The organism is Acinetobacter sp. YH01009 (genome assembly GCF_013420765.1).
Lineage (GTDB): Bacteria > Pseudomonadota > Gammaproteobacteria > Pseudomonadales > Moraxellaceae > Acinetobacter > Acinetobacter amyesii.
Genome location: NZ_VOYE01000018.1, coordinates 1 through 17,667 on the forward strand (window position 1 = coordinate 1; position 17,667 = coordinate 17,667).

Here is a 17,667-nt window from a genome sequence, read left to right on the forward strand (position 1 = left end):
AGCAAGTAACTTGGACCAGTGTTGATCATTTAGCATTGTTCGAGGCATAGCGAGTGTAAAATTGGGTTTGGCGATTTAATTTTACTATCTCGCTATTTTTTTAATCAACAAATGTCAACAGACCCTATATATTTAATAGAATACTTAAAATAGTTGCCTGTATTTTAGATAAGTCCAATCTTTTTTAATTTTCGAATAATTTTTCGATAATAAAAAAACTTAACTTTACTCACTATTTTGTTAGGAATTTTAACACCTTTTTCTTTTGCCAATTCAATTAGACTTTGTGCAAAAATATCTTTTTTTGAATCTTGAATAAGTTGTGCAATATAAAAACCTTTCACTTTTTTATACTTTTTAATATCAAAGATATTTTCATATTTATTTAGATTTCCTGAAAGATCTAAAGCAAACAAAGTTCTTAGGCATTTATTGCAAGTTGAACAATTTTCATGTGTATCATCACCACTTACACATACATTTAAATATCTATACGTTGGCTCGTAGTTTGATATATCTACTATTTTGTCAACACGTGAGTAGGCAGCACCCTCTTGATAAAACTCCGTACTTTCTGTTGATAATAAAGGTAATAAAATAGGATCACAATAAATACCAATATCTTTATCTCTATATTTTTTTGAGAAATTTATAATCTGAGTGTAATTAAATCCAGCAGATGCATAATAATATTTTGAAAAATGTTTTTGTAGTACTAGGACACCAGCACAGCCTGTCAAAGTATGTATCTTTTCATGCCCCCAGGGATGAAAAGTGTGTAAATTAGAATCTATAGGTATGTAATCAAGATTTACTTCTTTGGGATAGTTTTTAAGGTGGTTATATCTTTGCAAATATTTTACCTTTGCACTTTCCTCCTTACTGCCATGAGAACCTACATTTAAAAATAAAAGTGTATTTACTCTTAAACCTATATCATTTTGTTTAACAAATAGCTCATGTATCGCATTAAAAGAGTCTACACCACCAGAAAATCCTGTACCAATACCTGTATTATCAAAAAATTGTTCACTTAGTTCCTTCGCACTAACTTTTATTTTTTTAGCAGTAGGGCAAAATGAAATGAGTAATGGAATGACATATTTATTTATGTTAAAAATTAATTTTTTAGACACAATGCCATCAATATAAAGATCTTCTCCACACATCATTGCTGGAAAAAGCATCCCTACAAGAAATGCGTCCATTTGAGTGGTACAAACATGTTGTTCATACAATTCTGGTACAGAAAACCAAAGATTTTTAGATCCTAAGACACTACTTTCTATAGTGGCTGATAATATTAATTTATCGTTTTGGTGAGTAACCTCAATACTTTTAATATACATGTTTTTTACACTAACTATAAAGTGGCTGAATTTTATATATTTTTACTTTTTTTTACAAATAAATGTTCGCTATTTATCCATTAGTATATTAATTACTTTTTTATATCCATTGAGCATAACGGCGATTATATAAACTCTAAAGTATCTAACTTGGATCGTTTTTTTTATTTATCTGTGGGATTTAAAGCGGTTTTGGTGGTTTCAGTCTAAAAAATAAAGCCCTCAATTGAGGGCTTTATTTAGATATCAATTAATGTAGGAACCATGTGTAGTAGCCCCACAGCATAAGTGGCCAAGCGAGAAAGGGGCTAAAAAGCCATTTCCAGAACCAATGGTGTGGCGTAAAACCCACACCATGCACAAAACCACCTGAAATACCTATCATGATGAACATCAGCGCTCGATGGCTATATCCACCATTGTCATCCAGCATAACAGCAGGATGTACAAGTAACACGGCTGCCAAAGGAAAAGCTAACAGGCAGGAAATGACCATTGCAAATTTATTTGGCTTCTTTTCTACAAGTGATTTTTCTACAGCAGCATCAGTCATTTGTTATTCCTCATCTAGATCTTGATGATGTTCGATGTAAAGCGCACTAAGTACACCTGCAAAACATGCCATCAAAATACCGAGAATCCAAGCAAAATACCACATCGTCTTTTCTCCTTAGACACAGCCTTAGTATAGGCTGTGTGAATTCTCTTCAATATGTTTGTTAGTAACCACGCCCCACATTTTGTAGTAACACCAAGTTGTGTAGCACAGGATAAGTGGGACAAAAATACATGCTGCAACTGTCATCACAGTTAGGGTATTTTTACTTGATACCGCATCCCACATAGTCAAACTTACAGTTGGGTTGATGCTCGATGGCATAAGGAAAGGGAACAATGCAAAACCAGCAGTTAAGATTGCACCAATGACTGCCAAGCTTGAACCAAGGAAGCTGAAACCTGCTTTACCTTTACCTGCGGCAAGGATGATGATCAGCGCACCTAAAATAGCCATGATTGGCGCAATCATAGTAATTGGATAAGTACTGTAATTGTTCATCCAACCTGGGTTGGCATTGGTGATCACTTCTTTAGCTAATGGGTTTGCAACGCCATTAGTGTCAAACGGTTGAGCTAATGTGTAGCCTTGGATATTACCGAAGTATAACCATGCGCCTGCCAGTAAGAAGCAAACTAAGAATACGATACCCATAAGCTGGGTTGCTTTTGCAGAGCGTGCGCGCAGATCGCCGTCTGTACGAAGCATGAGCCATGCACCACCGTGAGCGCAAAGCATAGATAAACTCACGATACCGCAAACTAAAGCGAATGGGTTAAGCAGTGCAAAGAAGCTCCCTGTATAAGTCGAGCGAACAGTTTCGTCCATAGTGAATGGAACACCAAGGAACATATTACCAAACGCAACACCAAATACGAGGGCAGGAACGGCACCACCAATTGCTAAACCCCAGTCCCAAGAATTACGCCACTTGGTATTTTCAAGTTTAGAACGGTAGTCAAAACCGACTGGACGTAAGAAGAGAGCGAAGAGTACCAGTAACAGCGCCCAATACATGCCTGAGAATGCAGTTGCATATACCATTGGCCATGCTGCAAACAGTGCACCACCGGCAGTAATAAACCATACTTGGTTACCGTCCCAGTGTGGGGCAATCGTATTGATTGCCGCACGACGTTCTTCGTCTTTTTTACCTACGAATGGCATGATCGCCATTGAGCCCATATCGAAGCCATCGGTGAGGGCGAAGCCGATCAGTAGGACACCGACTAAAACCCACCAAATGATTTTGAGTAATTCATATTCGATCATGCTTGAGCCTCCTCATTTGCCTTTTTTGCAGCTTCAAGTTTCTCGAAGTGGTATTTACCAGTATGTAGAGAACTTGGGCCAAGGCGTGAGAATTTAATCATTAAGTACATTTCAATGATCAGCAGTACAGTGTAGAACGCTGCCAATGCAAGGATAGAACCCCATACATCACCTGTACTTAAGCTAGAAGCTGAAAGATGTGTAGGTAGAACTTCACCGATAGTCCAAGGTTGACGACCAACTTCGGCAACATACCAACCTGTTTGTGCAGCAATCCAAGGTAATGGTAGAGCAAACAAAGCAAATTTTAATAACCAAGGTTTGTTTTCTGCATTACGTTTACCGACAGCAAAGGTAGCAAGTACGAACAAAAGGAGCATTAAGAAACCAGAAGCAACCATTGCACGGAATGCCCAGAACAAGCTTGGAACATGTGGAATAGTGTCTTTTGCAGCAGCTTTGATTTGATCATCAGAAGCATCGACCACTTTGTCTGTGTATTTTTTCAGAAGCAGACCATAACCCAAGTCTTTTTGAGACTCAGCAAATGCTGCTTTAAGTTCAGGAGACGTATCGCCTGCACGAAGTTGTTCTAACTGTGAGTAAGCCACCATACCGTTACGAATACGCGCTTCGTGTTGTACGATCAGGTCTTTAATACCTGTCACTTCTTTATCAGTTGAACGTGTTGCGATAATCCCCATGACATAAGGAATTTTGATCGCGTAGTCAGTAGACATGGTTTCTTTATTTGGAATACCGAACAAAGTAAATGGCGCTGGAGCTGGGTGAGTGTCCCATTCAGCTTCAATCGCAGCTAGTTTAGTTTTTTGTACGTCACCAATTTCATAACCAGATTCATCACCCAGTAAGATCACCGAAAGTGTAGACGCTAAACCAAAGATAGCAGCGATGGCGAATGAGCGACGCGCAAATGGCAAGTCACGCTTTTTCAATAAGTAGTAACTTGAAATTGCCAGTACGAAAATAGCACCAGTCACATAACCTGCAGATACGGTATGCACGAATTTAACCTGAGCCACGGGGTTGAAAATCAGCGCACCGAAGTCCACCATTTCCATACGCATGGTTTCATAGTTAAAAGCAGAACCAACAGGGTTTTGCATCCAACCATTGGCTACTAAAATCCATAGTGCAGACATGTTCGAGCCAAGTGCAACTAACCAAGTTACAGCCAAATGCTGAACTTTGGATAGGCGATCCCAGCCGAAGAAGAATAAACCAATAAATGTTGATTCAAGGAAGAATGCCATCAGACCTTCAATGGCTAATGGTGCACCGAAAATATCACCGACATAGTGCGAGTAATACGCCCAGTTAGTACCGAACTGAAACTCCATGGTCAAACCAGTAGTAACACCTAATGCGAAGTTAATACCGAAGAGTTTTCCCCAGAATTTAGTCATGTCTTTATAAATTTCTTTGCCAGAAATCACATAGGTGGTTTCCATAATGGCAAGAATAAAAGCCAGACCTAAAGTCAGCGGAACAAAAATAAAGTGATACATCGCGGTCATTGCAAATTGGAACCGCGAAAGATCGACCACGCTTTCAGAAATCATCAACGTGTCTCCTTGATTTGGGAAGGACTGCCAGCAATATGCTCGGCAACTTGATTGTCAAAGTTTTTAGGGATGGTAGGGGCGTCGAACCAGATGTTCTTAATGATCATTAAAATAATCACTTTAATTATTAGTATTGCGGTTATTTCTCTGACCACACGACGATTTAAATCTTTGAATTTTAAGCTCATGGAGATAAGCCTATTCTTTAAACTTGTACTATATTATTAACAAATATACACAAAAAGCAAATAGGTTGAACAGTTAAAATAAAAATATATTATTAAAGTGTTTTAATACAATAACTTAATCGTTTTAATGATTTAAAAATAAACTAATTCTGTTATTTAAATACCTGACTAAAATACTTATATTTAAACTTTTTAAACCCGACTAAATTACTTATGTATCTAATTTAAATTCTGACTAATTTACTATATTTACTAAAATTTACATTGTGAATAATGAGAATCTTTACTAATTAAATATAAGTAGGTTAAGTCTTGAAGTGCGACACCACCTCGCTATTAAATAACCCGAATCATGAATAAGCCCAGATATATCATGATAAATTGAGGCTTGTTTTGATGTGGGCCGCATTCTTCAGTGTATAAACTTCTGTCTGCGGACATATCGCAGCAATTGCCTCAGGAAGCTTTTACGTCCATCAATGCAGGCGATCAGAATGTCTGTCACTATTCTGCAAATCTGTGAATACGCTGAACATTCATTAGCACCTTCACTTTTTGAAAGGTAAAGACCTAGCCGTTCTTTATGGTCCTCGGCATGTAATCCCAGAATGGTAAAACGGCTTTGTTGACAGAAATACCTTCATTCTTGATCTTTTTTGTTAAAAACACGACATTTTAATTGGTGAATAATACTTGTAATGAATGGTATTGAGCCACACAAATGGATATACGGCAATATCGAGAAGACGCCGTTACCAAGCATGTAATTCAGGGATTAACTTGTCTGTAATATTGGTAATGCCACCCTTGGAAAGAACCAGTGCATACATATCGGTAATTTGTTTCTGAATATTGCGGTAGCCCGTACGGAGTGCATATAGCGAAATGACTTTGTTGTCGATCTATTTATGGAGTTAGGTTTGATTTTTCTTGACGAGTTGAGGCTCAAAATCGTCAGCACGATCCCGAGGTATTTCCAGTTCAAATGAACCGTAAGATGATTTTACAGTCTTACGAGAATAGCTATTCCTACAATTGGCTAGTGGGGGCTTCTAAATTCAATTTCAGCATTTAAAGCTGCTTCTGTCAGTTGTTTGAGGGGTGGGGTTAAGATACCGTTTTCACCAGTGAGGAGGGCTTGACTGTAATTGTTTTTAAAAACAGCTTTGAAATCAAAGTTGCTTGCCATGATGTGTCATTTCTTGTTTGATTCAGTTTATTGAAATGACACAGATTTTTGAATACTATTGAAAAAGCAGGTATTTATAACGTATATAAGTCCTACTTTTGCTAATCAAAGCGCAATATTGTATACTTCTGCTTAACTCGAAGCGGGTAATGTTCCTGCTTATCTTTTTTTATTTAGCTGATTGTGATTTATCTGTATTCAAGCTTCTGACTTGAATCATATCTTTGTAACTACAGAATTATTATTCCAAACCCGATTGATTAATCTCTTTGTTCTGTCACAAAAAGCTCACATGTTGAGTAAATCTTTTGAATATTTTAAATACTTGGCAAACTGCCAAAGCCGTAAATGGCGATGAAATTAATGTAAAAATGGTGCCTTTAAAACGTCAACAAAATACCAATGCTGGTTTAATTTGGGTTGATGTTGGGCAAATGGTTGAATTAGAAACAGGCGAGACATTTAACCTGAATCTAGATGGCAAAAGCTTCTATACTGGCCCAAACCAGCTATATCGCTTAGCCTAAAAGCAAAAAACAGCAGATGATCTGCTGTTTTTTTTTTGCTTAATTTAAAGTCTACGTTTGCATGGTCTGGATGCGTATATTAATCAAATATGATGGTAAGTTTTTCTAAAGGCTAACGATTAGAAAGCTATGGACTAGTAAGACCAAATTTTTAATTTTAAATCACTCACAGATGGGTTTTCACCAATCTCTAATATTTGAGCTTGTTCTGTACGCCAGTCCCCTAAAACGATACGAGGTTTGCCATGCACATCGTGTATTTGGGGGCGGTGGGTATGTCCATGAATCAGTAGATCGGCATGCTCTAAAGCTTTTTCTACAGCTTCGGCATTTACATCCATGATTTCATAAGATTTAACTTGCTTGGTTTCTGTACTTTTTTTGCGGAAGCCATTGGCGATTTTTTGTCGAATGCTAAGCGGTAAGCTCTTTAAGAAACCTAAAAGCAAAGGATTACGAATCACTTTACGAAACTTTTGGTAAGACACATCATCGGTGCAAAGTAAATCGCCATGTTCGAGGCGAATTTTATAGTTGCTAATGTGGAGATAATCAACGTCTTGTAATAATTGACCGTGAAATTTATCTAAAAACTTTTGACCCAATGCAAAGTCACGATTACCTACTTGGAAATAAATTTGATTTCCCAAAGCAGTAAAATCTTTAAGCGCTGCAATGATTTCGTCTAACCATGGGGCAGTAAAGTCATCACCAATCCAAGCATTAAACCAATCACCTAAAATATACAGCTGGGTATTTTGAGTTTTGTATTGTTCTAACAAAGCTAAAAACCCCCGAACGAGTCGAGGGTGTTCAGGTGACAAATGTAAATCAGCGATAAACAGATAGGTCACGAATCTTTTCCTTATTCTAAAAATCCCTCCCAGCCTCCCTTTGGAAAAGGGAGGAGTTCCGACATTTATTTCATATTGAAACTCCCTCCTTTATTAAAGGGACTTGCGCAGCAATGCTACTCAGGGAGAATTTAAAAATTATTCAGAAATGATTTTAGCTGATTCGATTACAACGTTCTCTAGAGGAACGTCTGCGTGGTAGCCACGGTTACCAGTACGAACGCTTTTGATTGCGTCAACAACGTCAAGACCTTCAACTACTTTACCAAATACTGCATAGCCCCAACCTTGCGCTGTTTTACCAGTGTGATTAAGGAAAGAGTTGTTTTTCACGTTAATGAAGAATTGAGCTGAAGCAGAGTGAGGTGCTTGAGTACGTGCCATAGCGATCGTACCAACATCATTGCTTAAACCGTTGTCAGCTTCGTTTTCAATAGAATCACGAGTTGTTTTTTCTTTGAAGTTTTCATCCATGCCGCCGCCTTGGATCATGAAACCATCAATAACACGGTGGAAAATCACGCCGTCATAGAAACCATCGCGAACATACTGTAAGAAGTTTTCAGCAGTTTTAGGTGCTTTTTCAGTGTTAAGCTCAAGAACAATACGACCTTTATTGGTGTTTAATTCGACTTGAGGAAAACTCATTGTGTAATCTCCTGTACATGGACATGAAAGCCATGGGTTTTTTGGTTGTGAGAAGCATAAGCAAACTGTAAACTACAAGGCAAGTAAAAACGTTACTTTCTTTGTTAAAAATAAAGAAAAGCGTTTTAATTATCCTAATTTTATCTTTATAGAAGTGATTTTATTACCATGAAGCCAAACGATGTTGTTTCATCCCTGCCTAACAATCCGACAACCAAGAACAATGCCCCTGTCGAAGCTGCGCAGCAGGAACAACAGCCAGGCTTAGATTTTGTACGTCAAGTCATTACCGATGATTTATCTGCAGGTCGTACAGAACAAGTTGTAACACGTTTCCCACCAGAGCCAAACGGCTACCTACATATTGGTCATGTAAAAGCCATTTGTCTGAACTTTGGTATTGCTCAAGAATTCGCGGGTCTATGTAACCTCCGTTTCGACGATACAAACCCAGATGCCGAAGAACAAGAGTATGTAGATGGTATTGCCAATGACGTGAAATGGCTAGGTTTTGAGTGGAACGGCGAGCCGCGTTATGCATCGAGCTATTTTGATCAGCTTTACACTTGGGCAGTTCAATTGATTGAACAAGGTGATGCCTATGTGGATTTGCAAAGCCCTGAAGAAATCAAACTAAACCGCGGTAATTTTGTTGAGCCGGGTAAAAACTCGCCGCAACGTGATGCTAGCGTAGAAGAAAACTTAGCGCGTTTTGAACAAATGCGTAATGGTGAGTTGGGAGAAGGTCAGGCAGTACTACGTGCCAAAATTGACATGACTTCACCTAACATTCATATGCGTGATCCTATTTTGTATCGTATTTTGCATTCTGAACATCACCAAACTGGTGATAAATGGAAAATGTACCCAATGTACGATTATGCGCATCCATTATCAGATGCCATTGAAGGAGTTACGCATTCACTGTGTACACTTGAGTTTGTTGATCACCGTCCATTCTATGACTGGGTTGTAGAAAAAGTTAAATCACCATCTGTACCACGTCAGTACGAATCAAGCCGCTTAAATGTGGATTACACCATTACCTCTAAGCGTAAATTACGTAAATTGGTTGAAGGTGGTTTTGTGAATGGTTGGGATGACCCACGTATGCCGACCGTTGTGGGTATGCGCCGTCGTGGCTTTACTCCAGAAGGTCTACGTGACTTCTGCAAACGTGTAGGTGTAACGAAAGTTGATGGCAGTATCGTAGATGTTGCAATGCTTGAATACTGCATCCGTCAGTCTTTAGAAAATACTGCTTCGCGTGGCATGGCTGTGTTGAATCCACTCAAAGTGACTTTAACTAACTTGCCTGAAGCGATGGATTTGGTGCATGCACGTCATCCAAACGTAGACATGGGTGACCGTATCATTCCGTTAACTCAAGACATTTACATTGATCGTAAAGACTTTGAAGAAGTTGCACCTAAAGGCTTTAAACGTCTGATTCCGGGCGGTGAAGTGCGTTTACGTCATGCGTATGTGATTAAGTGCGATGAAGTGATTAAAGACGAGAACGGTGAAGTGGTTGAATTGAAATGTTCAATTGACCCTGAAACTTTAGGTAAAAACCCCGAAGGCCGTAAGGTGAAGGGCGTTGTACATTGGGTTTCTGCAAGCAAAGGTATTGCTGCGGAAGTTCGTATCTACGACCGTTTATTTACTGAGTCAGACCCTGAAGTGGGTGATGACTTCCTTGCTAACTTAAACCCTGAATCGCTGAAAGTGGTTCAAGCGGTGATTGAGCCTGCATTGGCAGAAGTAAAACCTGAAGACCGTTTCCAATTTGAACGTGAGGGTTACTTTGTTGCAGATCAGTTTGATCATACAGCAGAAAAACCGGTGTTTAACCGCATCCTAGATTTGAAAGACAGTTTCAAACCGGGTAAATAAAATCTTAGATTTTTAAAGGGATTCATCTTTGAATCCTATATAGATTAAGATCAAGTAGGTTAAAATTAAGCTCAACTTCGGTTGGGCTTTTTTCATGGTTGAGATGGTTCATTAAGGCAGTACAGAGGGAAAATAAGTGATCATTCGAAATAAAAATAATAGCTTTAAACTTTTATTTGCATGGCATGGCACGATACTCCCAAAAGTTATGCCTGCTTTAGCCGTCGTGGTGAGTTTGTCGGCGATTTTGGTGTATCTAAGTGCTGCGCACTACCTGAATACCCCCGAAGTTCCTGCCATCGGATTTACCATCTTTGGGGTGATTCTGTCGATTTTTTTGAGCTTTCGAAATACTGCCTGTTATGACCGTTGGTGGGAAGGTCGCAAGCTTTGGGGCTCATTGATTGCCAATACACGCCACATGATTCGTGATAGCCATGTCCTTGAAGATGAGCAAAGAACCGTGTTGATTTACCGCATCATGCTGTTTTGCAATTTGTTACGTGATCGCTTACGCCATGAATCACAAGATATTGCACATTTTAAAGATGGTGCAGCTTTGACGGATCAGCAATGGCAGCAATGTCGAGACAATATCAATGCGCCACAGTATTTACTTGAAATTATTCAAAAAGATTTAGTCAAAACTTATAAACAATGTCAGATTACAGATATTATTTACAGCACGCTTACACGTCATACTGTAGCAATGGGTGATATCCATGCAGGCTGTGACCGTATTATGACCACGCCACTACCATTTTCCTATTCGGTGCTTTTACATCGCGCGGTGTATTCATTTTGTCTGATTTTGCCGTTTAGCCTAGAGGCCAGTTTAGGGATTTGGACACCTGTTATTGTGGCTTTGATTGCATATTTATTTTTAGGTTTGGATGCGTTAAGTGCAGAGCTAGAAGAGCCTTTTGGCTTGCAGGAAAATGATTTACCGCTGGACTCGATTGTACGCAATATTGAGCGTGAAATGTTTAGCAGCCTAGAAGTTGAACTTCCGCCGCTGATTAAGACATTTAACAGTAACCTAAGATAAGTTCTTGGCCTAATTTTTAGATAAATTGGGCGATACGTACCAAGCATACTGATGCTGAAAAAAATCGTCCAAGTGTTGCATAAAGGCCTGTACTTTAGGCGGCACAAAATGTCGATGCGGAATTACCACATAGATTGCTGTGCTTTGAACAGGGATTGCAGGTAGAACTTGGATGAGTCGGCCAGATTGTAGATCGTCCTCCACATGCCAGATGGAGTGGTTCGAAATGCCTAAACCTGCAAGTGCTGCTTGGCGTACGCCTTCACCTGAGTTGATATGAAATTGCCCTGAAACAGGTATTTTTATGCTGTGTTGATCTTGGAAAAATGTCCAATGCTGCGAAACGCCCTTTGGGTATTTCTGCAAAATGCATTGGAGCATAGAGAGCTCTTCTAGAGAGCGAGGTTCGCCATGTTGTTTGATATAGCTAGGCGAGGCACACAAAATACGACGGTTTAAGCTGAGTGGTTTAGCAATCAGCGATGAGTCTTCTAGCTGTCCAATACGTATCGCAACGTCGATACCTGCGGAGACCAAATCTAAATTTTGATCGGTCTGTTCAATATCTAAAGTCAATGTTGGGTGTAGATTGGCAAAGGCTGCAAATACTGGCCCTAAGATACGATTTCCAAAAACTTCTGAACAGGTGATTTTTAATGTGCCACTGAGTTGTTGTGGTTCAGGCTGAAATTGGCCTAGCAGAGAATTAAATTGTTCGAGTAAGGGAAAACCTTGCTGCAATAAAACAGCACCCTCCTGTGTTAAATGTAGTTGCCATATAGTGCGATGAAATAAGCGCAGCCCTAAACTTTGTTCAAGTCTGTGTAGACGGCTACTAGCGACAGAAACAGAGAGATTGGCTTCTTTGGCAGCTTGACTGATTGAACCCAGTGCCGCCATTCGTGTGAATAAGTCGAAATCTTCAGTTAGCATTATCAATATAATCAAGAAAGTCTTTCTCGATATTCAGGGTTTTTCTGATAAATATCTGTGCCTATTCTGTGTATAAATTAAACACAGGAAATCACCATGAACTATCACAATCTAGGGCAATCTGGCTTACAAGTTTCAGAGTTCGGCTTTGGTGCAGGTACATTTGGCGGGCAAGGCCCTATTTTCTCTGCATGGGGGCAATCGAGTTTAAATGATGCCCAACGTATGATTGATCTGTGTATTGATCAAGGCGTGAATTATTTCGATACCGCAGATGCTTACTCAAATGGTGCCTCAGAGCAGATGCTCGGTGCATTACTTCAATCAAAACGCCAAGAGGTGATTATTTCCAGCAAAGTGGGTATCCGATTGAACGATGGAATCAATCAAGGTGGATATTCTAGAAGCTATTTAATACAAGCTGTGGAGGCGAGTTTAAAGCGTTTAGGCACAGATTATATTGATGTGCTGCAACTACATCAGTTTGATAGCACGACGCCACTTGAGCAGCTGATGCGCAGTTTGGATGACTTGGTACGTAGTGGAAAAGTTCGCTATATCGGTGCGTCGAATTTTTCAGGCTGGCAGCTCATGAAAGCTCAGTCGATTGCCCAACAGCAGGGCTATGAAAAGCTAAGTGTGCATCAAGTCTATTATTCTTTGATTGGACGTGACTATGAATGGGAGTTGATGCCTGCGCAGCATGATCAACAGATTGGTGCAGTGGTATGGAGTCCGCTAGGCTGGGGGAGATTAACAGGAAAATTTGATCGTGAGCATGCGATTCCAAAGCAAAGTCGACTACATGAGACAGCACAATTCGCACCACCAGTTCAACACGAAAAGTTATTTGCAGTGTTAGATGTAATGCAAGAAATCGCCATGGAAACAGGGCACTCTATTCCACAGATTGCATTGAATTGGCTGAAAACCAGACCGACAGTGTCTAGCATTTTGATAGGCGCACGTAATGAACAGCAACTGTTGGATAACCTTGCGGCGAAGGAATGGTCATTAAGCTTAGAGCAGTTAGCCCGATTAGACGCAGTCAGTGCAGTGTATCCACCTTATCCATACTATCCCTATTGGAATGGGCAATTTACAGAGAAGAATCCCACGCTAGTGACATCAGCCTCTATTTCAGAACATACAGCAGAATAGGGCAATAACAATTCAGTGGTAGGCAATGATCAGTTCTCTGTGCTATCACTGAATAAAATTATAATATGAAGGAATGCTGATGAGTGTCGTGATTGAAACCCAGATGTTAATTCGTAAGTCCATCAATATCGTATTTAATGCTTTTGTTGATCCTTTAATAACACAGCATTTTTGGTTTAGTGCATCGAGTGGATATCTAGAAGAAGGTAAAACGGTGCAATGGACTTGGCAAAAATATAATGCAGTCGCCGATGTAGACGTGCTGAATATTAAGGAAAACAAATTAATTCAAATACAGTGGGGAGAACCAAAAACTCAGGTCGATTTTATTTTTGAGCAAATTAGCCCGATGGAAACCTATGTCCGCATCAAAAATTCAAAGATTCCTCTGCAAGGTCAGGCATTGATTGATTTTATTATCGATAGTACAGGTGGTTTTACAACGGTTTTGGATGCAGCCAAAATTTATTTAGAACATGGCCTGCAAAGCAATTTGGTTGAAGACAAATTTCCACCTTTTAGCAATGCGAACTTTTAGCAATGTGAAGAGTGACCAAGATTAAGTATTACATCTGATACGCTAAAATAAAAAGCTTGTGTATTGGCACAAGATTTCTAAGCAATGTGCTGATGTACTGAAATTTGATAAAGCCACAGTTCAATGATGCTGCAGTGAATTAACGATTCTTATGTTCTTCACGCTTTAAATAGGTATAAACCGGCATCTGCATTTTGGCTTTTTCGCGCAGTTTCTTTTTGATATAGAACACCAGTGCAAAGCAAGTGGTGGTCACGGTCAGCATCATGCTACTCATAAAACTCATCAGAGAACTGACATACCCAATCGTGGTGAGTCGGTTCATCATACGAAACACCTGAGGACTACTTTCAACACCGGTAATGGCCCAAGTGCATAAGTGTTCACAGTTATTAATAATCAGATGATAGTTGTTTTCATGCATACGTGAGCGCATACGACGCACCACTTTACGCCCTTTAAACTTTGGATTGCTGTACGACTGAACGATGATTTTTTTGCCGTGGCTGAAATTTTCGATAGAGGTCATTTCAATCGGATGTTTTTTGAAAAGGTGTGCAAAACCCGAGTAGTGAATGACTCTACCGCGGCCGGCATATATGCCATGATGGCTATAACCGAAGTGTTTAACAATCAGATGTGTTCCAAGAGGAAAACCATCTTTCTGCACATGCATGTATTTACCAGTCCTACTTTATATCCGAATTATTTTTAAAGATTAGTCTACTTTTAATCTGTGAATTAATCGACTATTTTAGCGATGATTTAGCTAAAATTTGTTCGATTTTTAACGTGCACTATGGATAGGGTCATGCTTGGTCTTCAATCAACCTCAATGTTTAAAAAAATGCGCTTTATGATGCTGCTCGGTCTGATTTTCTCACCGACTATTTCCTATGCCAATATTCAAGCGAAACGTGTCAGTCAGCCTATTGCAGTGGATGTGGTTGAAATTTCGGATTTGAGTAAACTAGAGCTCTATTTATATGATGCAGAGCAGCAGCCATATCGAGACCTACAGCGTTTAAAGCAGTCATTAGCGCGTAAGTGTAATACGATGAACTTTGCAATGAATGCAGGGATGTATCATGCAGATTTAGCGCCTGTTGGTCTTTACGTTGAAAATGGGCTGCAGAAAAAAGCCTTGAATCGTGCAACACGAGGCTTTGGTAATTTTTTAATTCAGCCGAATGGTGTTCTGGCATGGAATGACAAGCAAGCGGTGATATTAACTACACAAAAATATGCTTCCACAGATTTTAAGGCACGTTATGCAACGCAGTCAGGTCCAATGCTGGTGGTAGATGGAAAAATCAATCCAAACTTTATCCCACAGTCAGATTCATTGAAAATCCGCAATGGCGTGGGGATCAAAAACGGCAAGTTGTATTTTGTGATCAGTCGTGAAGGGGTGTCATTTTATGCATTTGCACAATATTTTAAGCAGCAATTATCGATTAACAATGCCTTGTATTTAGATGGATCTGTGTCTAGTGCAGAAATCCAAGCGTTGAATAGACATGATTCAAGTTTGAAACCTTTAGGGCCAATTGTAGCGTATACAACAGCATCTCAATGCAAACAATAAAAGCCCGAATAATTGGACTTCATCTGTACAGTGTTTAGATTGATAGCAACTACTGTTTATTTGCCGACTAAACCTAAAAAGGTACTTTGGGTTTGGCACATTTGAATGGCTTGTTCTTTAGATTGTTTTTTAATACTTTCTTCAAACTGTTTTTTCTGTTCTTTGATTTGTTCTTCGTTTAAGCCCATTTGTTTCGACAAGGCTTCGAGTTTGTCCCAAGATTCTTCGCATTCTTTGGGAATTTGGCTACAAGCACTTAGACTAAGTATGCAGCAGGCGATTAGGCAATTTGTTAATTTATTCATGTGCATTCCTTTAGTTTTTATATCAATGCTGTTTAGAGGTCTTCGGCATCATATTTGATGCAATATTAGGTTTTATTGTCGTGTGTTTAAAATTAGATATTGCTGATTTGCCATGGAGCATAGCATAAAATTTGTAAATAGCGATGTGGCCGACTCACAAAACCTGATCTGTAAATAAGTGGCATCCTTTTGATTAGTCTAAAAATGAAAAAGGCACTCTGTAAAACAGAATGCCTTGTTTGAACATTGAATGTTCAGACTCTACTGTAGAGGTAGATGCTGGATTTCATTTAATTCCTTACGGCTATAACCGCGCGAAGCGAGTACTTTTTTAATACCGAGGATAACATCTTCATCCGTTGCCTTTGTAAGAGCAGCAATAAGCTGTTCATTGGTTTTACAAGAGCAATCATTTTCAACACAGGCAATTTGATTCTTATGCCCGTTTTGCTGTTCATTAGCGAACAACTTATGCCAAAAACTCATAGAGCCTTCATTTGCGACCTAACATAGGACGAAATATAACCAATCCAATAAATAAAGCAAGACTACTAAAGTGAAATTTTAGCCACTTGAATCATCATTTTTTCGATTGGACTTTTAAAATCTTTAACTTATTTGTTTTTAAAGCTGTTCATAAATATGCATGTGACGAGAAAATAAAGCTTTTTTAGCATATAAAAAAGGAGCTTTTAGAAAGCTCCTTTTATGACAGCAACATGACTTGAAATAATTTGTTTAAATCTTCTCAAGAAATACGCCAGACTCTACATGGTGTGTGTAAGGGAACTGATCAAACAAGGCAAATTTGCTGATTTTATGCGTTTGTGAAAGTAGTTTGAGATTGTCATGCAAAGTATCTGGGTTGCATGAAATATAGATAATGCGTTCAAAACGTTGCAACAGTTTTAGTGTTTCATCATCGATACCAGCACGCGGTGGATCGACAAATACCGTATCGAAGTTATAGCTTGAAATTTCAATCTCAGCTTCTTCAAGGCGGCGGAATGTACGTTCAGCATTGTAGGCTTGGGTAAACTCTTCAGCTGAAAGACGAGCCACTTGGATATTATCAATACCATTTTGCTCAATATTCCACTGCGCGGCATAAACTGAAGACTTGGCTAATTCGGTTGCCAAAACGCGATTAAAGCGTGTTGAAAGAGGCAGCGTGAAATTACCATTACCACAGTAGAGCTCAAGTAAGTCTTTGTCTGAGTGATCCGCAACCTGACACGCCCATTCCAGCATTTTTTGACATACGCCGGCATTTGGCTGTGTGAAGCTACTTTCAATTTGTTTATACTGATATTTACGGTCAAATACTTGGAGTTCTTCAACCACATAGTCATCAGTTAAAATCACGCGCTGACCACGACTACGACCATAAATCTTGATGTTGAGCTTTGCAGACAGGGCTTTGGCAGCAATTTCCCATTCAGCATTGAGTGGGCAACGGTAAACCAATGAAACCAGCATTTCACCTTTCAGGGTTGCTAAGAAATGAACCTCAAATAAACGGCTCGATAAGATCTCTTGTGCCTTGAGTTCATTTAATAATATTGGCATTAAGTCATTAATGCTTTTATCTGCAATAGGGAAATCTTTAATTTCTACAACTTGTTTTTCATTGTCTGCATTGCGTTCAAACATTGCATAGAACATATCATTTTCAGTATGCCAAATTCGGAATTCCGCTCGCATACGAAAGTTTTGTTCAGCAGAAGGAAAAACTTCTAAAGAGGGAGGGTTGTATTCTGAAAATTGAGCCGTAATGCGGGCAACTTTGGCATCAAGTTGTTGCTGATAAGTTGAAGTCATATGCAGTAAAAAATCGCAAACATATTAAAAAAAGTCATGTTAGCAAAATTCACCTTATAAGACTAAATTAATTCCACTTTTGGCTGTATTTATCTGTAGAGAAGATGAATCTGAATACGCTAAACAGAACTTTTATCGAGGGGAAGTTAAAAAAACGCTCAATCTTTATGGAACATTCATAAAGATTGAGCTAAGTGAGGAACTGATT

General features: G+C 39.1%; 20 protein-coding genes and 1 pseudogene. 6 read left to right on the plus strand and 15 right to left on the minus strand.

Annotated features, from left to right (window positions below):
- Nucleotides 1–164: 164 nt before the first annotated feature.
- From FTT76_RS14860 to FTT76_RS14895, 8 genes and pseudogenes are all read right to left on the minus strand, one after another.
- Nucleotides 165–1,349 carry a hypothetical protein gene (locus FTT76_RS14860; RefSeq protein ID WP_180007839.1) on the minus strand — a complete coding sequence of 395 codons (1,185 nt, stop codon included), beginning with the start codon at nt 1,347–1,349 and terminating at the stop codon, nt 165–167.
- 250 nt (nt 1,350–1,599) lie between these two features.
- Nucleotides 1,600–1,902 carry a cyd operon YbgE family protein gene (locus FTT76_RS14865; RefSeq protein ID WP_180007838.1) on the minus strand — a complete coding sequence of 101 codons (303 nt, stop codon included), beginning with the start codon at nt 1,900–1,902 and terminating at the stop codon, nt 1,600–1,602.
- Nucleotides 1,903–1,905: 3 nt separating this feature from the next.
- Nucleotides 1,906–2,007 (minus strand): cytochrome bd-I oxidase subunit CydX, encoded by a 102-nt coding sequence (gene cydX / locus FTT76_RS14870; protein ID WP_002120988.1) that lies wholly within the window; start codon nt 2,005–2,007, stop codon nt 1,906–1,908.
- A 24-nt stretch (nt 2,008–2,031) separates the two neighbouring features.
- A complete protein-coding gene (gene cydB, locus FTT76_RS14875) occupies nt 2,032–3,177 on the minus strand; it encodes a cytochrome d ubiquinol oxidase subunit II (RefSeq protein WP_168378622.1) in 1,146 nt (381 codons plus the stop codon).
- Nucleotides 3,174–4,760: a cytochrome ubiquinol oxidase subunit I gene (locus FTT76_RS14880; RefSeq protein ID WP_168378621.1), complete on the minus strand. Its 1,587-nt coding sequence runs from the start codon at nt 4,758–4,760 to the stop codon at nt 3,174–3,176. The genes cydB and FTT76_RS14880 overlap by 4 nt, the downstream gene beginning before the upstream one ends.
- Nucleotides 4,760–4,951 carry a cytochrome oxidase putative small subunit CydP gene (gene cydP / locus FTT76_RS14885; RefSeq protein ID WP_078188513.1) on the minus strand — a complete coding sequence of 64 codons (192 nt, stop codon included), beginning with the start codon at nt 4,949–4,951 and terminating at the stop codon, nt 4,760–4,762. The genes FTT76_RS14880 and cydP overlap by 1 nt, the downstream gene beginning before the upstream one ends.
- Nucleotides 4,952–5,703: 752 nt before the next feature.
- A pseudogene (locus tag FTT76_RS17830) lies at nt 5,704–5,931 on the minus strand (transposase).
- Nucleotides 5,932–5,990: 59 nt separating this feature from the next.
- Nucleotides 5,991–6,140 (minus strand): hypothetical protein, encoded by a 150-nt coding sequence (locus FTT76_RS14895; RefSeq protein ID WP_168378620.1) that lies wholly within the window; start codon nt 6,138–6,140, stop codon nt 5,991–5,993.
- A gap of 308 nt (nt 6,141–6,448) precedes the next feature.
- Between FTT76_RS14895 and FTT76_RS14900 the strand changes: the two genes are divergently transcribed.
- The gene (locus tag FTT76_RS14900) at nt 6,449–6,667 is read left to right on the plus strand and encodes a transposase (protein WP_168378619.1); all 219 of its coding nucleotides are present in this window, start codon (nt 6,449–6,451) and stop codon (nt 6,665–6,667) included.
- Nucleotides 6,668–6,801: 134 nt separating this feature from the next.
- Here the strand turns inward: FTT76_RS14900 and FTT76_RS14905 are convergent, their stop codons facing one another.
- Complete coding sequence (locus FTT76_RS14905; protein ID WP_168378618.1) at nt 6,802–7,521, minus strand: UDP-2,3-diacylglucosamine diphosphatase; 720 nt, start codon at nt 7,519–7,521, stop codon at nt 6,802–6,804.
- Nucleotides 7,522–7,659: 138 nt separating this feature from the next.
- A complete protein-coding gene (locus tag FTT76_RS14910) occupies nt 7,660–8,169 on the minus strand; it encodes a peptidylprolyl isomerase (RefSeq protein ID WP_078193500.1) in 510 nt (169 codons plus the stop codon).
- Between the two features lie 168 nt (nt 8,170–8,337).
- On the opposite strand from FTT76_RS14910, the gene FTT76_RS14915 reads away from it, so the two are divergent.
- Both FTT76_RS14915 and FTT76_RS14920 read left to right on the plus strand, forming a co-directional pair.
- Nucleotides 8,338–10,065 carry a glutamine--tRNA ligase/YqeY domain fusion protein gene (locus FTT76_RS14915; protein WP_180007837.1) on the plus strand — a complete coding sequence of 576 codons (1,728 nt, stop codon included), beginning with the start codon at nt 8,338–8,340 and terminating at the stop codon, nt 10,063–10,065.
- A gap of 136 nt (nt 10,066–10,201) precedes the next feature.
- On the plus strand, nt 10,202–11,113 hold the full coding sequence (locus FTT76_RS14920; RefSeq protein ID WP_180007836.1) for a bestrophin family protein: 912 nt from the start codon (nt 10,202–10,204) through the stop codon (nt 11,111–11,113).
- A gap of 9 nt (nt 11,114–11,122) precedes the next feature.
- Here the strand turns inward: FTT76_RS14920 and FTT76_RS14925 are convergent, their stop codons facing one another.
- Complete coding sequence (locus FTT76_RS14925) at nt 11,123–12,046, minus strand: LysR family transcriptional regulator (protein WP_180007835.1); 924 nt, start codon at nt 12,044–12,046, stop codon at nt 11,123–11,125.
- 96 nt (nt 12,047–12,142) lie between these two features.
- On the opposite strand from FTT76_RS14925, the gene FTT76_RS14930 reads away from it, so the two are divergent.
- On the plus strand, nt 12,143–13,207 hold the full coding sequence (locus tag FTT76_RS14930) for an aldo/keto reductase (RefSeq protein ID WP_180007834.1): 1,065 nt from the start codon (nt 12,143–12,145) through the stop codon (nt 13,205–13,207).
- A 79-nt stretch (nt 13,208–13,286) separates the two neighbouring features.
- Entirely contained in the window at nt 13,287–13,745 is a 459-nt protein-coding gene (locus tag FTT76_RS14935; RefSeq protein WP_180026256.1) for an SRPBCC domain-containing protein, read from the plus strand.
- Between the two features lie 139 nt (nt 13,746–13,884).
- Here the strand turns inward: FTT76_RS14935 and FTT76_RS14940 are convergent, their stop codons facing one another.
- On the minus strand, nt 13,885–14,421 hold the full coding sequence (locus tag FTT76_RS14940; protein WP_111883727.1) for a lecithin retinol acyltransferase family protein: 537 nt from the start codon (nt 14,419–14,421) through the stop codon (nt 13,885–13,887).
- Nucleotides 14,422–14,556: 135 nt separating this feature from the next.
- Here FTT76_RS14940 and FTT76_RS14945 point away from each other — a divergent pair, with 135 nt between their 5' ends.
- Nucleotides 14,557–15,333 (plus strand): phosphodiester glycosidase family protein, encoded by a 777-nt coding sequence (locus FTT76_RS14945; RefSeq protein WP_257224560.1) that lies wholly within the window; start codon nt 14,557–14,559, stop codon nt 15,331–15,333.
- 56 nt (nt 15,334–15,389) lie between these two features.
- Here FTT76_RS14945 and FTT76_RS14950 read toward each other — a convergent pair whose 3' ends face one another.
- The 3 genes from FTT76_RS14950 to trmA all read right to left on the minus strand — a co-directional run bounded on the left by FTT76_RS14950 (nt 15,390) and on the right by trmA (nt 17,459).
- Nucleotides 15,390–15,638 (minus strand): hypothetical protein, encoded by a 249-nt coding sequence (locus tag FTT76_RS14950; protein WP_180007833.1) that lies wholly within the window; start codon nt 15,636–15,638, stop codon nt 15,390–15,392.
- 261 nt (nt 15,639–15,899) lie between these two features.
- Nucleotides 15,900–16,124 (minus strand): hypothetical protein, encoded by a 225-nt coding sequence (locus FTT76_RS14955; protein ID WP_168378613.1) that lies wholly within the window; start codon nt 16,122–16,124, stop codon nt 15,900–15,902.
- 252 nt (nt 16,125–16,376) lie between these two features.
- On the minus strand, nt 16,377–17,459 hold the full coding sequence (gene trmA, locus FTT76_RS14960) for a tRNA (uridine(54)-C5)-methyltransferase TrmA (RefSeq protein WP_180007832.1): 1,083 nt from the start codon (nt 17,457–17,459) through the stop codon (nt 16,377–16,379).
- Nucleotides 17,460–17,667: the final 208 nt, after the last annotated feature.